At 39.9% G+C, this 18,755-nt stretch carries 16 protein-coding genes; 3 read left to right on the forward strand and 13 right to left on the reverse strand.

The features are described from left to right. Nucleotide 1: 1 nt before the first annotated feature. From gatA to yedE, 7 genes are all read right to left on the reverse strand, one after another. On the reverse strand, nt 2–1,462 hold the full coding sequence (gene gatA, locus V6C17_RS12150; protein WP_333522845.1) for an Asp-tRNA(Asn)/Glu-tRNA(Gln) amidotransferase subunit GatA: 1,461 nt from the start codon (nt 1,460–1,462) through the stop codon (nt 2–4). An 11-nt stretch (nt 1,463–1,473) separates the two neighbouring features. Then, nucleotides 1,474–1,764: an Asp-tRNA(Asn)/Glu-tRNA(Gln) amidotransferase subunit GatC gene (gene gatC / locus V6C17_RS12155; protein ID WP_333522846.1), complete on the reverse strand. Its 291-nt coding sequence runs from the start codon at nt 1,762–1,764 to the stop codon at nt 1,474–1,476. A 91-nt stretch (nt 1,765–1,855) separates the two neighbouring features. Beyond that, a complete protein-coding gene (ligA, locus tag V6C17_RS12160) occupies nt 1,856–3,895 on the reverse strand; it encodes an NAD-dependent DNA ligase LigA (RefSeq protein ID WP_333522847.1) in 2,040 nt (679 codons plus the stop codon). A 20-nt stretch (nt 3,896–3,915) separates the two neighbouring features. Then, a complete protein-coding gene (gene pcrA / locus V6C17_RS12165; protein WP_333522848.1) occupies nt 3,916–6,147 on the reverse strand; it encodes a DNA helicase PcrA in 2,232 nt (743 codons plus the stop codon). Nucleotides 6,148–6,312: 165 nt separating this feature from the next. Continuing rightward, nucleotides 6,313–6,531 carry a DUF3343 domain-containing protein gene (locus V6C17_RS12170; RefSeq protein WP_333522849.1) on the reverse strand — a complete coding sequence of 73 codons (219 nt, stop codon included), beginning with the start codon at nt 6,529–6,531 and terminating at the stop codon, nt 6,313–6,315. A gap of 11 nt (nt 6,532–6,542) precedes the next feature. Next, nucleotides 6,543–6,761 carry a sulfurtransferase TusA family protein gene (locus tag V6C17_RS12175; protein WP_333522850.1) on the reverse strand — a complete coding sequence of 73 codons (219 nt, stop codon included), beginning with the start codon at nt 6,759–6,761 and terminating at the stop codon, nt 6,543–6,545. A gap of 4 nt (nt 6,762–6,765) precedes the next feature. Beyond that, nucleotides 6,766–7,842 carry a YedE family putative selenium transporter gene (gene yedE / locus V6C17_RS12180; protein WP_333522851.1) on the reverse strand — a complete coding sequence of 359 codons (1,077 nt, stop codon included), beginning with the start codon at nt 7,840–7,842 and terminating at the stop codon, nt 6,766–6,768. A 133-nt stretch (nt 7,843–7,975) separates the two neighbouring features. Here yedE and V6C17_RS12185 point away from each other — a divergent pair, with 133 nt between their 5' ends. Then, a complete protein-coding gene (locus tag V6C17_RS12185; protein ID WP_333522852.1) occupies nt 7,976–8,866 on the forward strand; it encodes a LysR family transcriptional regulator in 891 nt (296 codons plus the stop codon). Here V6C17_RS12185 and V6C17_RS12190 read toward each other — a convergent pair. Beyond that, nucleotides 8,859–10,499 carry a putative manganese-dependent inorganic diphosphatase gene (locus tag V6C17_RS12190; RefSeq protein ID WP_333522853.1) on the reverse strand — a complete coding sequence of 547 codons (1,641 nt, stop codon included), beginning with the start codon at nt 10,497–10,499 and terminating at the stop codon, nt 8,859–8,861. The genes V6C17_RS12185 and V6C17_RS12190 overlap by 8 nt on opposite strands. Nucleotides 10,500–10,730: 231 nt before the next feature. On the opposite strand from V6C17_RS12190, the gene V6C17_RS12195 reads away from it, so the two are divergent. Beyond that, entirely contained in the window at nt 10,731–11,501 is a 771-nt protein-coding gene (locus V6C17_RS12195; protein WP_333522854.1) for a DUF4130 domain-containing protein, read from the forward strand. Nucleotides 11,502–11,634: 133 nt separating this feature from the next. Next, nucleotides 11,635–12,420, forward strand: a complete 786-nt coding sequence (locus tag V6C17_RS12200; RefSeq protein ID WP_333522855.1) for a tRNA 2-thiocytidine biosynthesis TtcA family protein — start codon at nt 11,635–11,637, stop codon at nt 12,418–12,420. Nucleotides 12,421–12,477: 57 nt separating this feature from the next. On the opposite strand, the gene V6C17_RS12205 is transcribed toward V6C17_RS12200, so the two are convergent. From V6C17_RS12205 to V6C17_RS12225, 5 genes are all read right to left on the reverse strand, one after another. Further along, a complete protein-coding gene (locus tag V6C17_RS12205; protein ID WP_333522856.1) occupies nt 12,478–12,741 on the reverse strand; it encodes an HPr family phosphocarrier protein in 264 nt (87 codons plus the stop codon). A gap of 16 nt (nt 12,742–12,757) precedes the next feature. Further along, complete coding sequence (ptsP, locus tag V6C17_RS12210; RefSeq protein ID WP_333522857.1) at nt 12,758–14,488, reverse strand: phosphoenolpyruvate--protein phosphotransferase; 1,731 nt, start codon at nt 14,486–14,488, stop codon at nt 12,758–12,760. Nucleotides 14,489–14,514: 26 nt separating this feature from the next. Then, nucleotides 14,515–15,774, reverse strand: coding sequence for a zinc-binding dehydrogenase (locus V6C17_RS12215; RefSeq protein WP_333522858.1), 1,260 nt, complete (start codon nt 15,772–15,774; stop codon nt 14,515–14,517). Between the two features lie 153 nt (nt 15,775–15,927). Continuing rightward, nucleotides 15,928–16,863 carry a 1-phosphofructokinase gene (pfkB, locus tag V6C17_RS12220; RefSeq protein WP_333522859.1) on the reverse strand — a complete coding sequence of 312 codons (936 nt, stop codon included), beginning with the start codon at nt 16,861–16,863 and terminating at the stop codon, nt 15,928–15,930. Nucleotides 16,864–16,886: 23 nt separating this feature from the next. Next, the gene (locus V6C17_RS12225; protein ID WP_333522860.1) at nt 16,887–18,755 is read right to left on the reverse strand and encodes a PTS mannitol transporter subunit IICBA; all 1,869 of its coding nucleotides are present in this window, start codon (nt 18,753–18,755) and stop codon (nt 16,887–16,889) included.

Raw genomic sequence — 18,755 nt, forward strand, 5'->3', positions numbered from 1 at the left:
ATTAAACCTCCCCAAGTGGCGCAAAACGCTTGTGGTAGTCATTGTTTTGTTCAAATGTATAAGCTGTGCGCAGAATGGTTTCTTCGTCAAGTGGTTTTCCAATAATTTGCAAGCCTATAGGCATTCCGTTTGAAAAGCCGCATGGAATTGAAATACCTGGCACACCCGCTAAGTTAACAGGAATTGTGCAAACATCCTGTAAATACATGGCTAAAGGATCGTTCGATTTATCACCTATTTTAAAGGCAGTAGTCGGGGCCGTAGGCGTTACAAGCACGTCTACTTTTTCAAAAGCTCTGTCAAAGTCTTGCTTAACTAACGTACGAACTTTAAGTGCTTTCAGATAGTATGCATCATAGTAGCCGGAGCTTAATGCGTATGTGCCAAGCATAATCCGACGTTTAACCTCAGTGCCAAACGCTTCACTACGGGTCTTTTTGTACATATCAACTATATCATTGCCAGGTACTCGATGACCATAGCTTACGCCATCATAACGCGCCAAGTTGGAACTTGCTTCGGCAGGAGCGATAAGGTAGTAAGCGGATAAAGCATATTCAGTGTGCGGCATTGACACTTCTGTAATTTCTGCTCCTAAAGCAACAAGCTGATCAATTGACTGGCGGATGGATTTTTCTACTTCTGGGTCCATACCAGCGACAAAATACTCGCGTGGGATACCAATTTTTAGACCTTTAATATTATTAACAAGTGCCTTGGTATAATCAGGCGTATCTGCTTTTATTGAAGTTGAATCTTTGGAATCATATCCGGCAATAGCATTCATTACAAAAGCAGCATCGGTTACGTCACGAGTGATAGGTCCAATTTGATCAAGAGATGAAGCGTAGGCAACTAATCCGTATCGGGACACGCGTCCATAAGTTGGTTTTAATCCGACTACACCACAATAAGCGGCTGGCTGACGGATTGACCCGCCTGTATCAGACCCTAACGACCAAATAGCCTCCCCTGCTGCGACGGCTGCTGCCGACCCGCCGCTTGAACCACCAGGAACGGTAGAAAGGTCCCAAGGGTTATGGGTTGTATGAAAACCAGAATTTTCGGTTGAACCGCCCATTGCAAACTCGTCCAAGTTTGCTTTGCCGACAACAACTGTATCTTGTCCTAACTTTTCCATTACGGTTGCGTTGTATGGCGGTATAAAATCAGCCAAAATCTTTGAAGCACAAGTAGTTTTTGTTCCCGAAATACAAATATTATCTTTTATTGCACCCGGTATACCGGCTAAAGGCGATATTTCTTCACCTTTTTGTATTTTAGCATCAACTGCTTTTGCTTTTTCTAAGGCAGCTTCGCTGGTTTGAGTTATGTAAGCTTTAACACTACCTTCTACTGCATTAATTCGCTCAATTACTGAGTTAGTAATCTCAACTGCAGATACTTCTTTATTCTTAAGCAAGCTATGCAGTTGGTGTGCTTTATATTTAAAGAAATCCATTAGTCTTCCTCCTATCCTTCCATAATCTTTGGAACTTTGAAATAGCCGTTTTCCTGTTCTGGGGCATTAGATAAGGCTAATTCCCGCGCCAGTGAAGGCTTGGTTTCATCTGCTCTCATTACATTTTTCAGCGGCAGAACGTGGGCTGTTGGCTGAATGCCTTCAGCATCCACTTTATTTAAAACATCTGCATATTCTAAAAAAGCATTTAGCTGCTCAGTTAATTTTTCTAATTGGGTTTCGGGAAACTCAAGGCGAGACAGTAACGCAACATTTTCAACATCTTTACGCGTAATTTTCATTTTTTTCACCATCCAACTATAATAAATTCTTTTGGGAAATTACCATATAAATCATATTATACCACGCTTGTCCAGTAGTGAAACTGCTATCTTACGACACTTCGTCGATCATATTTTTAAATTCAGCTTCATCGATCACACTTATGCCTAATTGAAGCGCTTTTTCCAGCTTGCTTCCGGCTTCTGCCCCAGCAAGTACATAGCTGGTTTTCTTGCTGACAGAACCGGCTACTTTCCCGCCCAATGATTCGATAATTGCCGCCGCTTCATTCCTAGTCATTTCAATAAGCGTTCCTGTTAACACGAAAGTGAGACCTAAGAACGGCTGCTTGTCTGCAACAACTATTTTGTCTTCTGTTGTTTTAACGCCGGAGTTATGCAGCCTTTCGATTAACTCAAGACTGGCTGGAGAAGCGAAGTAGGCAGCAACACTTTCAGCAATTTTTTCGCCTATTTCATCTAACTTAATCAATTCTTCGACACTAGCTGACTTAACCGCATCAATATCACCAAAATGCCTTGCAAGTACTGATGCTGCTTTAACACCAACGTATCGAATACCTAAGGCAAACAGTAGTCTTGCTAAACCCGCCTCTTTACTTTTTGTTATGGAAGCAAGGAGATTAGCAGCTGACTTTTTGCCCATTCTTTCAAGCTGAAGTAATTTGTCCTCAGTTAGCTGATATAAGTCGGCAGCATCCCTAATAAGGCCAGCTTCTAAAAGGTTCGTCAGTACAGCTGGCCCAAGGCCGTCAATATTCATTGCATCGCGCGAAACGAAGTGGAAGAGTCCTTCTCTCAATAGTGCCGGACATGCCACGTTTGTACACTTGCGGGCGGCCTCAGATTCATTCCTTTCGGCCGGGCTGCCGCATTCTGGACAGGCTTCTGGCATTACAAAAGGCGCTTCCTCACCAGTTCGGTGATCAAGAACGACTGAAATCACCTCAGGTATTACTTCACCAGCTTTATGAATAACTACAGTGTCGCCAATACGAATATCTTTTTGCTTAATATAATCCTCATTATGCAGGGTTGCCCTGCTCACAGTCGAGCCAGCTAAGCGTACTGGCTGTAGAATAGCCGTTGGTGTAAGAGTGCCAGTTCTCCCGACACTTATTATTATATCTTTAACGATCGTAGTTGTTTGTTCGGCAGGAAATTTATAAGCAATAGCCCACCGCGGATCTTTAGCTGTGCTGCCGAGTATAGTTTGGCTTGGCAGACTATTAACTTTTATAACCATACCATCTATGTCATACGGCAGGCTAGAACGTTTTTCGCCCCAACTATCACAGTAATCGGCAACCTCTTGTATATTATTAAAAACACGATATAATTGGTTCACTTTAAAGCCAGCTGCCTTTAAATATTCGAGAGTCTGAGCATGAGTAGTCAACTCTACTCCTTCATATTTTCCTATCCCATAGATAAATGCATCTAAAGCTCTATCAGCTGTAGCACGAGGATCTAACTGACGGAGCGAACCAGCTGCAGCATTGCGAGGATTAGCAAGCAAAGGTTCCTCATTCTTTTCACGTAAATCGTTTAATCTTGCAAATTCCTGCTTAGCCATGTAAACCTCACCGCGTACTTCGAGCAGTGGTGGAATGTCGACATCATCGCCTTGCAGTTTTAGCGGAATAGACTTTATCGTCTTGATATTTGAGGTAACGTCTTCGCCTTCAATACCGTCGCCTCTAGTCGCTCCGCGTACCAGCAGACCATTTTCATAAACTAGACTGATCGCTAATCCGTCAATTTTATGCTCAACAACATATTCTAGATCATCACTTGTGCCAAGTCCGCCAATGACTCGATTATGAAAGGCCTGTAATTCTTCTGCAGAGAAGGCATTACCAAGGCTTAGCATAGGTGTTAAGTGACCTACCCGCTGAAAGCCTTCTGCCGGAGCTGCCCCCACTCTTTGGGTTGGTGAGTATGGGGTAACAATTTCCGGATATTTTGTTTCTATTGCGATTAGCTGTTTAATTAGCAAGTCGTAATCAGCATCGTTGATTTCAGGCTTATCTAATACATAATACAGGTAATTATGGTAGTCTATTTGGCGAGTTAACTCATTCGCTTTAATAACTGCTTCTTCAATTGTTCTAGGAATGTCATCGGCCACTATCGTCCACTCCTTACCGCTTATACTTCAACTTTAACGATTGGGGCAAATTGGGTCATAAGCTGCTTAATACCTTGCCCAGGAAAAGCGATTTTTAATTCTTGCTTGTCTTGCTCGCCCTTGACCTCTACAACCGTTCCTACACCCCATTTGCTATGCTGAGCTTTATCTCCGACCTTCCACGAAGTTTGCCCAGCCTTTGTCAATTGGACTGGTGTTGGTTTTGGTGCTGGTATGCTTTGGGCGATCGGTGACTGCTGGCTGACTCGATTACCAGCTGTGACAGCAGTTCCACCAGCGTTAAAGCCAAACCGACTAGGTCTATTAGTAACACGTTCAACTGTATCTTCTGGTATTTCACTCAAAAATCGTGATGCTGGGTACATGATAGTCTTACCATAGATAGTCCGCATTCTGGCATTAGTCAGATATAGCTTGCGTCTGGCCCTTGTTATGCCAACGTAGCATATTCTACGCTCTTCTTCAATTTCGCATTCATTCATAAGTGTTCTGGAATGGGGAAACAAACCTTCTTCCATGCCTGCCATAAAGGCAATTGGAAACTCTAGTCCCTTAGCCGAATGCAGCGTCATTAGTGTAACCTTTTCCCCAGCTATTTCAGCTGTGTCTATATCAGATACTAATGCCACTTGGCTTAAAAAGTTCTCAAGAGTTTCCTCAAGTTCACCTTTGGCAAAATCTTTTGCTACGCTCAAGAGCTCGCGTAAGTTTTCAATCCTTGCTTCATTTTGAGGTGTCAACTCTTTCTGAAGTTCAGCAATATAACCCGAATCCATCATAACTTTATCAATAAGGTCGACTACAGGCATTGAGTCCTGTATTGAGATAAGATTAAAGATCAGTTCCGCTAACGACTCTAATGGCCGTTTAGCCCGAGCTGTTAAATCCGGGACTAATTCTGGGTTAGAAATTACATCAAATAACGTCAGATTATTTTGAGCAGCATAATCTGTTAAACGGCTGATTGTTGTATCACCAATGCCCCGGCGTGGAACATTTATTATCCTAAGTAAGCTGACTGTGTCGGCTGGATTAAATATTACTCTTAGATAAGCCAAAATGTCTTTGATCTCTTTTCGATCATAGAATTTCAGTCCCCCCACCATAGTATAGGGTATACCGTTTTTCATAAATGCTTCTTCAATTACCCTCGACTGAGCGTTAGTCCGATATAAAACTGCAATATCGCCATATGGGGTGTTATAAACGGTATTTAGTTTGATAATGTTATCTGAGATATACTGTGATTCGTCTCTCTCATCATTAGCTAAATAGTAGGTTATTAGTTCACCCTTATTATTTTCGGTCCATAGTGCCTTAGGCTTGCGCTCAGAGTTGTTTTCGATAACGGCGTTTGCTGCTTCTAGAATAGTCTTTGTGGAACGATAGTTTTGTTCAAGCTTTATTACTTTGGCTTCAGGGTAATCATTTTCGAAGTCCATTATATTGCGAATATCCGCACCGCGCCAACCGTATATACTTTGGTCAGCATCACCTACTACGCAAATATTACGAGATTTTGCTGCCAGCAAAGTAGCGAGCAAATACTGAGCATGGTTTGTATCCTGATATTCATCAATCATAATATACTTAAATTTATCTTGATATTTTTCTCTGACTTCTTGATTGTTTTCTAGTAGACGGACTGTTAGCATCAGTAAGTCGTCAAAATCAAGAGCATTATTATTTCGTAGTTTATTCTGGTACAACTGATATATCTCTGCTATTTTCTGAGCAAAAAAAGTATCTGCCTCGCGAGTAAACTGCGGTACATCTTTCAAGCCATTTTTAGCATTAGAAATTGTTGCCTGAACACTATTTGGTGCATACTGCTTATCATCCAAATTGAGTTCCTTTAAGCAGGCTTTTATCACTGCTTGCGAGTCACCCGAATCATAAATAACGAAGTTTCGCTTGTAGCCTGATATAGCTTCTATCTCCATTCGTAGGAAATTTGCACAAAAAGCATGAAATGTACTAAGCCAAATATCTTTAGCTCTGCTGCCAACCATCCGGTCAACACGTTCCCGCATCTCTGCTGCAGCCTTGTTAGTAAAAGTTATTGCCAAAATATTATAAGGTGCTACGCCTTGATCTAATAAGTGGGCTATTCGGCAAGTTAAAGCTTTTGTTTTGCCTGATCCTGCACCAGCCATAATTAAGAGCGGCCCATTGATATGCGACACTGCTGCTGCCTGAGCATCATTCAAACCATTGAATATATTTTGCATTGCTTCCTCCGCGAAAAGATTAAATTTAGCATTACCAAGTTTTGAGATTTTGTATCAGCTTTGTTGCTTTTAGACTACTAAAACATTCATAAATTCGTCAAATTTTCCTATATTCCTTTGAATACAAAAAAGAAAAGCTTGCCGCTTTAACGACAAGCTAAATTACTATATAACTATTTTTTTCATTATCACTACACCGGCGCTATTTAAAAGTGATTCTGCATAGTCAGCTTTAGAATGATCAATTCGGGCTGCCAAGCCTTCACATGAACCTGAGAGCTGCCGTGGAATAGAAATTAATTCGATATCAATGCCATTTTCTAATAAGACGCTTCTTGCTCTGAAAGCATGATAAACAGATGGAAAGGTAATTATTAATTGCATTGGCTATCCTTTCATAGACTGTTTATTTTCCTGATTTTCAATTCAAACTCTCTACCTTTATTGATGCATTCTGTCTGCCAGCCTTGAGACTTAACGTACTTTATAATATTTTCCTTAGCAGGCATTTCATCAACAAGTACTGTCAGGCTATCACACACAGTTAATGAATCCTTAGTTCTAATCAGAGGAATCGGACAACTTAGACCTCTTAGATCAAGCACCTTCTCCATTTTACTATGCTCCTTTATTCATGAAACTGAAGTTTTCGCGGTATTTAAGACCAATACCGGCAGTAATCACCAAACCAGCACTAACGGCTATCTGACCGTTTATAGCAAGACCAACTGGTGATCCTGCCGCATTAAAGCCATGCGCTATACCCGCACCAGCTAACATCCCTAATATACAAAACATAGCATCAGTATTACCTTCGCCTGACATAATCAGTTGGCGAAGAGGGCAGCCTCCAGCTAGCGTTGCCGCAAGTCCGGTCAAGAACAAACCCAAAAAGTTCCATAGATGCATATCATGTGCTAATGGCTGACCTGTGAAGCCAAGCTTGAAGAAACCAAAATATAAGTTACCTATTAAAGCAGCAACAAACATTACACCATATATAATCAGCATTTGGGTATCACGAACAAGTATGTAATCACGGACGCCGCCGCTCAAGCACATTCTTGTGCGTTGCGCAAAAAAACCAGCTAACAAACCAGCTATTAAGCTGATAAAAATTGGGGCATGCATCGCGCCTGGGCCTTTAGCACTGAAGTTTAAATACCCGGCATTAGTGCTAACAGCAAACACTAGTATTAACGCAGCGAAAACTGAAGCGTAACCGCTAATGCTCGGCAAAGTACTAGTATATATTTTCGCACGCCCAAGACTGTAGCCATTTTTAAGAAAAGCAATGCCGGCAGCAATCCCAGCGACAAAACCAACTAATCCTGTCAAACCATTTAAATCGCCTGCCGCAAGTCGCATTATTCCCCTTAATGGACAGCCTAAAAAAGCTAATGCACCAATCATCATAGTAGCACCTAAAATAAATCTTATCAATGGACTAGAACCGCCCCGCGGTTGAAATTCACCATTGATCTTTGCAATACCAAATGCCCCTAGAACCCAGCCTAAAATTTCAGGCCGAGCATATTGCAGTGTAGCAACCTTATGTATTCCTAGTGCTCCTGCAATATCACGAAGCTGACAAGCTGCGCAAAAGCCGTAGTTTCCAGGGTTACCGAATTTGACTAATAGTACAGCCCCTAGTCCAAAAACTATGCCTGTAATTATAGCAATAGTTAAAGTCACAATACCACCTCTATATATAAAATCAATATCACTACTAAAGATATTCTATATTGCAAAAATACATTCCTTCTCAAAACCAAAAACAGGGAATATTAAGAATTATAAAGAAATAAGCAAAATAAGAGGTGATTAAATGTCTGTGTTACAATCTTTGCCAATCTTTCAAGCAGTTGCAGAAGAAAAGAGCTTTTCACAGGCCGCTAAAAGGCTTGATCTAACCCAGCCAACAGTCTCTTTTCATATCGATAATTTAGAAAAAAAACTTAGCTGTCCCTTATTTCTTCGCACGTCTAAAGGGGTCAGCCTAACAATCTATGGTGAGATACTATTAGAATGCGCAAAAAAAACCAGTGCTCTGATGATTGCTGCGGAAAACGAGCTTAAAACTTTATTAGCTGGTCAGACTGGCCAATTCAAATTGGGCGCAAGTACTATCCCGGGCGAATATATTCTTCCTGAAATAGTTACTGCCTTCCTAAAGCATAATCCAGGTATTAAGTTATCACTTGAGATTTCTGACAGCAGTTCGATAATAACTAGTTTTGAAAATGGTGAGTTTCCGCTGGCAATAGTTGGCGCTAAACCAACTCATAATATAAATTATCGCGAACTTTGGAGAGATGAGGTTGTCTTGGTTGGACATCCCACCATTTGGCAGGAGCTAGGCGGCAGCTTAACTTTAGCAGATCTTCCAACGGTTTCGCTGATAACTAAGGATACTCTTTCAGGAACTAGAAAATCAATTTTTAATTCGCTAGAACTAAAAGGTGTTGATGTCAGCACTCTAAACATAATACTAGAAACCAGCAGCAATGAAGCCCTTAAGACGGCCATTTTAAATCAGTTGGGTGTAGGGTTTATTTCTCGTTGGGCGGTAAAAAAAGAATTGACTTCAGGTATGTTAAAAACTATAACAATACCTGAAGTCAATATAGAACGTTCTTTCTATCTGCTGCAGACTAGCATCACGCAGCCTACTTGTATAGATTTATTCTTAAACCACCTAAATAAATCTCTTAGTTGAAGTTTCTAGCAGCCTCAACCATTGGAGGAATAACCTGTTTCTTTCTCGACATTACTCCAGGGAGATAGACAACGCCGCCTTCTCCTTTATTGCCAAAAGCCTCGCCAATCAATATAGATGGGTGACCGCTGTAGATGAGATGCGTACCTTCATTTATTATATCTGTAACCATTAATAACGTCATATCATAGTTTTCTTTGGAGCGCATGGTTTCCATACCAAGTAATAAATCATCCTTAACTGCCAACACTTCAGCTGTATCCATTACTGATAACTGACCAATAGCAACACGATACTCACCAATTTGAAACTCTTTTAAATCATTGCGGATTATCTCCGACGGTGACATATCGCCTATACCCGAACCAGCCTTCAATACGGACATACCAAACTCTTGGAGATTGAGTTTAGCAATTTCAGCTAATTTAACGGCTGTTTCACGATCGTAGGAGGTAGCCGTAGGTGACTTAAACAAAACAGTATCTGATACTATCGCTGCCAAAAGCAGACCGGCAATATGTGCTGGCATTTCTATACCTCTGTGCCAGTGCATGTTTGCAACAATTGTTGCTGTCGAACCTACTGGTTCATGTCGAATAAAGATAGGCTCGCCTGTTTCTAACCCGCCAAGTCGATGGTGATCCACTATTTCAACTATTTGTGCTTCTTCAATGCCTTCTACGGCTTGTGTACGTTCATTATGATCTACCAGAATAATTTTTTCACGTTCAGTTACAATCAGTTGATCGCGAGTTATTAAGCCGACAAGTTTTCCATTTTCGATTACGGGGTAATTACGATATTGAGTTTCAGCAATAATTTCTTTTATATCACTAACCATATCTGATGGCTTAAACGAAATTACCTTCTTCTGCATGATCATGCTTACTGGGATACATTGGTTAATAAGCCGAGCACAAGTATATGTATCATATGGAGCGCTAATCACCGTTATGCCTTCTTTGGCTGCAACAGCTAAAATATCTTTATCTATCTGAGCATTTCCTGTCACAATAAGACAGGAAATTTTCTTTTCAATACATTCAAGTAAAGTGCTGCCTCGATCTCCAACAAGCACAACATCCCCAGCCTGAATTACTTTTTGGATTGTTGTAGCACTGCCAGCAGCTATTCGAACTTTTCCTGTTACCTTGCGGTTTAGATCATCACCTTGAATAAGTTGTCCATCTAAAACCTTAATAATTGCAGCAAAATCTACACCAGCTTCGCATAAGTCCTGCATTTCCAATTCATCAAAATACCTTTTAGCTAAATCGCTAACTGAAACAATTCCCTGCAACGAGTTATTTTCATCTATTACAGGTACTGATTTAACACCAAGCTGACGCATTACTTTTCCTAACTCGCGCAGTGTGTCATTAGGCTGTAATACAATTGTGGTGTCCAACATTACATCGCGTACTCGCGGATATAAGTCTGTTAACAATTTGGGTGATTCTATCCCAAATTGTTCTAGAACAAATTTGGTTTCAGCATTTATTTTACCAGCTCTGGCTGGGACTACATTTTCACCAAGCGCTCTCTTTAAATGTGCATAACCGATTGCTGAACAAATTGAGTCAGTATCAGGATTGCGGTGTCCAATAGTATAAATAGGTTTAGAAAGTTTCATCTATGTACCTCCAAATTCCATATCATTAGGATGGTTTTTTTGCCATCATCTATTATACGACATTTTTTCTAAATAACAAAAGTATAACTTGGAAATTTTTTATAAAACCATATATTCAATTTTAAATGTGAAGCAAAGCGTTAAGCGAAACATATGTTTGCAAAACGTACGTTCGTATAATATAATTAACGTAACATATCTAATACAACAGCTCTCTATGAGGTGACAGCCGTGATTTTATGCTCGCCAACACCAATATCTATTATTAAAGCAGCTATGCTGGCTGAAATACATAATGATTTACCTTGCCTGAAAGGCGATCAAGAAAGTCTAGGATTATTTATGTTCACCAGCGAACTCGATGCTGATAATACTACTCTGCCAGTGCTAATTGAAAAATTAAATAATACTTGTGGTCTAAATGCAAATTGGCTTCTAAGTAACCCTGGTAAAATATTAACACAACTAATTAGTGCGAATTTACGCTATCAATCAAATGATAAAACTGCTGTAATTTTTGCTGCAATCGAACAAGCCATACGCTATGGACATGTTTTTTGCTTTACTGGTGCCGGAGACATTAGTAAGCTGTTTAGAGACCGTTCGAAAGCAGTCTCACACGAAATCCATAGAATGCTCGGATTTGTTCGCTTTCGGCCTGCTGCTAACAATACGCTAATTGCTCAACCCAAACTATTTCATAATACTGCCGATATTATTTTACGAAGGTTTGCACTGCGTTACCCTAATACTCGTCTTGTTATTGTGCTGGATGATCAGGCTCTGGTTTTAGATAATAACATCCTTTCTTTGGTGCCTTCCGCTGAGTTTTCTCCATATCTTCTTGCCAGCGACACCTTTAGCAAGACTTGGGAAACCTATTATCAAGCACAGTATCTAGCTACACGCAAAAATATTCACTTGGCGGAGCGGGCAATTCCAAAAAAATACTGGAGTTGGTTAAACGAAGGCCAGTATTCACAAAAGGAAAGTTCCTCATGAAGCAAATGCATGATATAAGATAACCTAAAGAAGATTTGTGATAGCAAATTATCTTTAGGTTATTTTTTACTATTTTCTCTTAAGAGTTAAGCATTTATAATAACGATATATCAAATCTTTACGAGGTGCCTTAATGAAGAGAACTTTGCCCCAATACTATTTCAGCCGTTTAATGCGTGCGATTGTCGAATTTGATTTAATTTCTGAAGGAGACAAGATACTGATTGGTCTGTCTGGCGGAAAAGATAGCATATTTCTAACATATGCTTTATCAATCTTACGTAAATATTCACCACGTAATTTTGAAATCGCAGCTATCACCCTAGATCCAATGTTCACAGAGGGTTTTGATACTCAACCCATCGCTGATTTTTGTGACAGTCTCGACATTCCTTATTATACTCGTCAAGTTAATGTCGCCGGGGCAATCGAAAATAATGGCGGTAAAGATCCCTGCTTTACATGCTCATTTTTTCGCCGCGGTACCATAAATAACTTTGCCATTGAGCATGGTTTTAATAAAATCGCTTATGCACACCATAATGACGATGCCGTGGAAACCTTTTTTATGAGTCTAATGTACTCCGGTCAGCTTAAGACATTTTTGCCAAAAACATATCTTGACCGGACAAATTTAACAGTCATTCGTCCACTAATTTACTTTCGCGAAGATGAAATACGGGCAGCCATAAATATTCACGGTTTTACCCCTCTCCCAAGTCCTTGTCCACTTGATGGTAAGACAAAACGCCAAGAAGTAAAAGAAACAATTCGTAATTTACAGACCACCAACAAAGCTCTATATAAACATCTAGCTGCGGCAATGCGTCAAAGCGCGGTTATCGAATTATGGCCGGATGAACCTGCACGTGAAGAGTTAAAAGTTCAATACCTAAACTACATGAAAAAGCCTAATTGAATCTTAGCTAAAAAACTCCTGAAAAGCATCTAGCCTTTCAGGAGTTTTTATTTATTCTTATTCGCCGAAATTGCTCTCTAGCAGTTTAGATAAAGCTTCAACAGCTTCACGCTCATCTGAACCGTCCGCAGAGATTGTTATCTCTGTTCCTTGGCCGATTCCAAGTGCCAATACTTTTAAAATAGATTTAGCATCAACAGCTTTTTCATCTTTTTGTATTGTTACGCGGGATTGAAACTTTGAAGCGGCTTGTGTAAATAAGGTTGCTGGTCTTGCATGAAGTCCTGTTTTATTATTTATTAAAACTTTAGCAGAATACATTTCTACTCCCCCTAACTTAATTTAAACCTAGATCTTTTAAAACTTGAGCCGAATACTGCATAATTTCTTCAGGAGTATCCATTGTCATCACAACATCTGCAACTTCCTTAGCCTTTTCGTAAGAAACGGCTCTTATGATTTCTTTCACTGTTAACATAGTAGCTGCATTCGTACTGAATTTCTCTAGTCCCAATCCCAATAAAACGATTATCGCGAGTGGGTCACCCGCCATTTCACCGCATAAACCGGTTACTTTGCCATGCTTATTTGAAACCTCAATTACCTGCTTTATAAGTCGCAGCACCGCAGGGTGAAGGGGCTGATAAAGATGACTTATATTTTCGTTAATCCTGTCAACTGCTAGTGTATATTGGCATAAATCATTTGTTCCAATACTAAAAAAGTCTACTTCTTTACTGATAATATCTGCTGTAACAGCGGCAGAGGGAATCTCAACCATAATCCCAATCTTTAAGTTTTCGTCAAACCTTATTCCTTCGTCGCGAAGTTCCTGTTTAGACTGTTCCAGAATAACTTTGGCTTCACGAACTTCACTAATTCCCGAAATCATCGGAAACATAATCCAAATCTGTCCGAATGCGCTTGCTCTTAAGATAGCCCTGAGCTGAGTTTTAAAAATATCGGGACGTGATAAACTTATCCGAATTGCCCGCCAGCCTAAAAATGGGTTTGTTTCCTTCGGTAGCGTAAAGCATTTTGCGCTTTTATCGCCGCCAATATCCAACGTTCTAATAATTACGGGCTTACCCATGAATTTTTCAGCTACAATTTTATATGCTTCATACTGTTCATCTTCACTAGGCAGCTGGGCATGTTCCATATAAAGAAATTCCGTTCTATATAAGCCTATCCCCTGCGCTCCTTTTTCAATAGCGATATCCGCATCCTGCGGAGTACCAATGTTGGCCATTAATGTTACTAGTTTTCCATCAGTCGTTTGTGCGGGAATACTGATGAGTTTTTTCAATTCCTCCTGGCGAGTTACGTACTGCGCCAGCTTTTCCTTATATTCAGCTAATAAATCCAGACTAGGATTAACTATTACTTTACCTGTCGATCCATCAACAATGACCAGCTGGCCATCTTTTATATTATTTGTACTATTTTTTAATCCCATAACTGCTGGTATCTCTAAAGTCCTAGCTAAAATCGCAGCATGTGATGTTTTGCCACCTGCATTAACAATAAAACCTTTAACATGCCGCCTATCAATCGTCATAGTATCGGATGGCGTCAAATCTTCAGCAATGATGATATTCTCACCAGAAAGATGATCAAGGCGTTTAGGAGCAATTCCTAGCACATTCCTTATTAATCTCTCACCAACGTCGCGGATGTCGGCAGACCGTTCACGCATATACTCGTCTTCCATATTGGAAAACAAGCTAACATATTGAGCAATAACTTGCTCTGCGGCATAAGCGGCAGCATATCTATTTGAACTAATTAATTCTTCAATCTCTTCAATTAAAGTAGGATCGCTAACTATTTCTAAATGTGCAGCAAATACCTGCGCCTCTTTTTCGCCTACTTCAGTCAGCGCTTTATCCTTAATTATTTCAATTTGAAGTTTAGTAAGATCAACAGCCAGCTTTAACTTATCCTTCTCTTTGGTAATGCAATCAACGGTAATTGGTTCTTTATCAATAATAAACTCTTCCTGACGATAAATATACGCTTTTCCTATTGCAATGCCGTTAGAGCCGGAAATTCCTTGATATTCCAAAATATCACCCCCATTCGAAATGCAGCTTATTTGCCCCAGTTCTGTAATAAATATTTCTCGGCCTCAGCATTCCATAAGCCCTTATTTCTGTTTGTTATCTCGGCAAGTTTGGCAAAGTATGGATTAAACTTTCCCTTATCTGCAAAGTCGGCTATCGCTGTTAGTTCCATATCTATGCCAGTATAAATAAGTTTCTTACCAGCAGGTTCATCAGGTAGCCTAAGTGTAGCTTCCGCTGCACTATCAAGACCGCCTACATGGGTAACCATTACTGCAGGATTGATTCTTCCCTGTTCAGTAAGACGCAAGGATTCAATCATATCACTTGTATTACCGCCAGTTGTTCCTACAATATGCGTCGAGCCGTAATGAACATTGTAAAAGTTGCATTCAGCTGAAAAGTTAATATCAGTTGGTCCAGCAAAGAAATTCAAACATCCATCTCTGCCAAGAATTTTATCGCCTTGTTCCACGACCGCTTTTATTGGTGCATATACATAAACATCATCAAAGCCCTTGCCGTCAGTCAGTCCCCGTAAATACTTCACTGGATCACTCATATCTTTGGTATTGACATATATTAAATCAATCCCTTTTTCTTTGGCTTCGCTAACGCTAAAAATCGCACTTGCTCTTGTAAGTCGACCTTCATCTATATCTGTAACAACAATCAGGCCTGGTCTTATATCACCATTTAGAGCATAATCAATTGCTCCCAGTCCCATAGGCCCAGCACCAGCCAATATAGCTAGCTTGCCACCTTCAACAATACCCATTTTATGTTCATAGCTGCCCATACTAGTATGGTAATTGGCATGGTACGCTCCAATAATACACGACATAGGTTCTGCTAGTGAAGCTTCATAGTAAGCTTCACCATCATATTTTAGCAGGCAGCCTAACTCCATTACCTCTTGAGGCATTATCGTATAGGTTGCAGCTCCACCACAGTATTGATAAGAATAACCAGGTGAATCCATACTGCCCTTATAATTAAGGGCAGGCTGCATGGCAAACTTTTCACCTTCTTTAAATTGATGCTGCCATTTTGATCCGACCTTTACTATATTGCCAGCCATCTCGTGCCCGATAATTATTGGCTTGTCAGCAACATCATTCGGAACTCTTTTGTGATCCGGCCCAAGAATTGCCGCTTTATAACTTGACATACAAATACTATCTGATATAACTTGCACTAAAATTTCATCATCATTAATCTCCGGGAGTTCAAACTCTTCCAGTCGAAGATCCTTCTTTCCATATAGCCTTACCGCTCTTGTTTTCATACGCTACCATCCTATCGCTATTTATTAATCAAGTGAGACTTGGTTCAGGTGGAGTTAACTTTGCCCTACGGGTAGAACTCCACCTGAACCTTAGTCGAACTTATCCAGGGACTTAGCCGCTCTCCTGTGCCCTTTGGGTATAGAGCGGCTTGGTCATTGGATAAACTCCCAAGTAACTTGTTTTTCTAATTGCATAATTGTCTCTAACGTACTTGGCTCAGTGCCTGAAGTCATGACATTCGCCGTACCGCAGGCTACTGCAAGCTTTATAGTATCTTCAAAACTATATCCTTGATCAATCGAATATGCCAAAGCTGCTACCATGGCATCGCCAGCACCAACCGTACTTTTTACTTCTACCTTAAGACCATGGGCTAAAACATAGCAATCCTTTTTGATAAATAGTGCTCCTTTTTCCCCCATAGAAATTACTACATTTTCAACTTTATATTTATTGATGATCTCAACAGCTATTTCAATTGCATCCTCGATAGTGTTAATTTTTTTATTAAATAATCTTTCTAATTCATGGATATTGGGTTTAATCATGTATGGACTAGCTTCAAGAGCCAACTTTAATAGATCACCATCAGCATCTAGTATTGTTTTGGCCCCTTTTTCTTTTGCGCTAGCTATCCATTGACGGTAAACCTCATTAGGTACATTACTAGGAACACTTCCGGAAAAAACTACGACTGATTTATCATCAATACCACTTAATAACTTATTTTTTACAGATTCTAGATCATCCATTAAAATATCTGGACCAGCTTCATTAATATCTGTATTTGTTTTATTTACTGGATCAATTATCTTAATGTTTGTTCTTGTCTCTCCTGATATAGAAACAAAATCTTGTTCAATATTGACAGCATTAAGATAGTCCTGAATAAACCTTCCAGCATTCCCGGCAGCTATCCCGATAGCTTTACTTTTTCCGTTTAAAGTTAAAATAGTCTTGGATACATTTATGCCTTTTCCGCCTGCGTCAAGTCTTGTAGATGATATTCTATTCACGCTGTTAATGCGGAAGTCATTTATAACTATTGTCTTATCAATTGCCGGGTTTAACGTAACGGTAATTATCATCTCTCTCCCCCGTAGCTACTTTTTTAGATAAATAGACCGTATATATATTCAACATCATTTGTTTTTCGAAGCTCTTCAGTGATATCCTCATCTTCACCATCTATGACTGTAGCAATGTTAGACAGGATACCTAAATGTTCATTTCCAACTCCAGCAATTCCAACAATTAAATAAGCTTTTTCCTCGCCAAAATCAATACCGTCAGGGAATTGTAATACGACCATTCCAGACTTTTTAATTTCATCTTTTGATTTTCCTACTCCATGTGGTATGGCAATGCCTTTTCCGATATATGTGCTTAAATCTTTTTCCCTTTCGAGCATTGCTTCTATATAATCTTCATTTACATACCCGCTTTGATAAAGTAATTGCCCTGCCATCCTCACAGCCTCATATTTATCGACGCTTTTTAATCCTAACTTTATGTTTGCTCTTCTAAGGATGGCATTATCCGCTGCATTTTGGACTTCAGGCAGCTTTGTTGGCTCCAAGTCAGCAGGTCTCTCAAAACGCCCTCTTAAGATTTCAAAAGCAGGATTATCCATAAAGTCTTTAACAAATATATGTTCAGCATTTACAGCAGTCCGCCTTACCCTATCAGCTAAGTTTTCATGACTAATAACAACCTGAGCATCTGACGGAATATCCTCAATAGCAGAGTTTACTACCTCTACATTAATCCCTGCCTTCTTAAATTTTGTTCTTAGGTTAGCAGCTCCCATAGCACTTGAACCCATTCCGGCATCACAAGCGAATACTATCTTGGTAATGCGAGTCTTAACTTGCACACCTTTTAACTCTCTTACCTTTTCTTTAGCATCTTCTAATTCCGTTTCGTCAATCTTATCATTAGCTCTTTTAACAAACACTGAAGCTACCAAGAAGCTTACAACCGTTGATACAAGTACTCCAGCTAATACACCTAAGTATCCTCCTTTAGGTGTCATGGCTAAGAGAGCAAATATACTGCCAGGTGATGGTGTTGCAACAAGTCCTGCTTTGAAGATTGTAAAGGTCAATACGCCGCTTGCTCCACCACAGATTACTGCAATTAAGAGCATAGGATTCATCAGTACATATGGGAAATAAATTTCATGAATTCCGCCTAAAAAGTGAATAATTACTGCTCCTGGTGCCGACTGTTTAATCATACCCTTGGAGAATACCCAGTAAGCCAAGAGAATACCAAGCCCAGGACCTGGATTTGTTTCCAGCAGGAAGCATATAGACTGACCTAATTCTTTTGCCTGCTGTATACCGATTGGGCCTAGCACTCCATGATTAATCGCATTATTTAAAAAGAGAATTTTGCCTGGTTCGATAAAGAGTGATGTCAAGGGAAGAATACCAGCATTTACAATTGCCTCTACACCGTTTTTCAGCATATTATTTAGAGCTAATACGATCGGACCTATAGATGTATAACCTAAAAGAGCGACAGCTGCCCCAATAATTCCTGCAGAAAAGTTATTTACTAGCATCTCAAAGCCAGTTGGAATCTTGCCTTCAATCCACTCATCAAAATGCTTAATTACAAATCCACCTAGCGGTCCCATAATCATAGCACCAATAAACATTGGAATGTCTACCCCAACTACTACACCCATTGTTGCTATGGCGCCAAGTACGCCTCCTCTTGTGCCGCCAATTGCCTTACCTCCGGTATAGCCGATTAAAAGCGGGAGCAAGTATACGATCATTGGTCCTACAAGTTTACTAAGATACGCATTTGGTATCCAGCCAGTAGGGATGAATAATGCTGTTATAAGTCCCCATGCAATAAATGCACCTATATTTGGCATAACCATGCCACTGAGAAATCTGCCGAATTTTTGCACCTTTTCAGTATTACTAGGTAAATAAGTATTTACGACCGTTTTTTCTACCTTCAT

The sequence above is a fragment of the Dendrosporobacter sp. 1207_IL3150 genome (assembly GCF_036763085.1).
Taxonomy (GTDB): Bacteria; Bacillota; Negativicutes; order DSM-1736; family Dendrosporobacteraceae; genus JBAIYU01.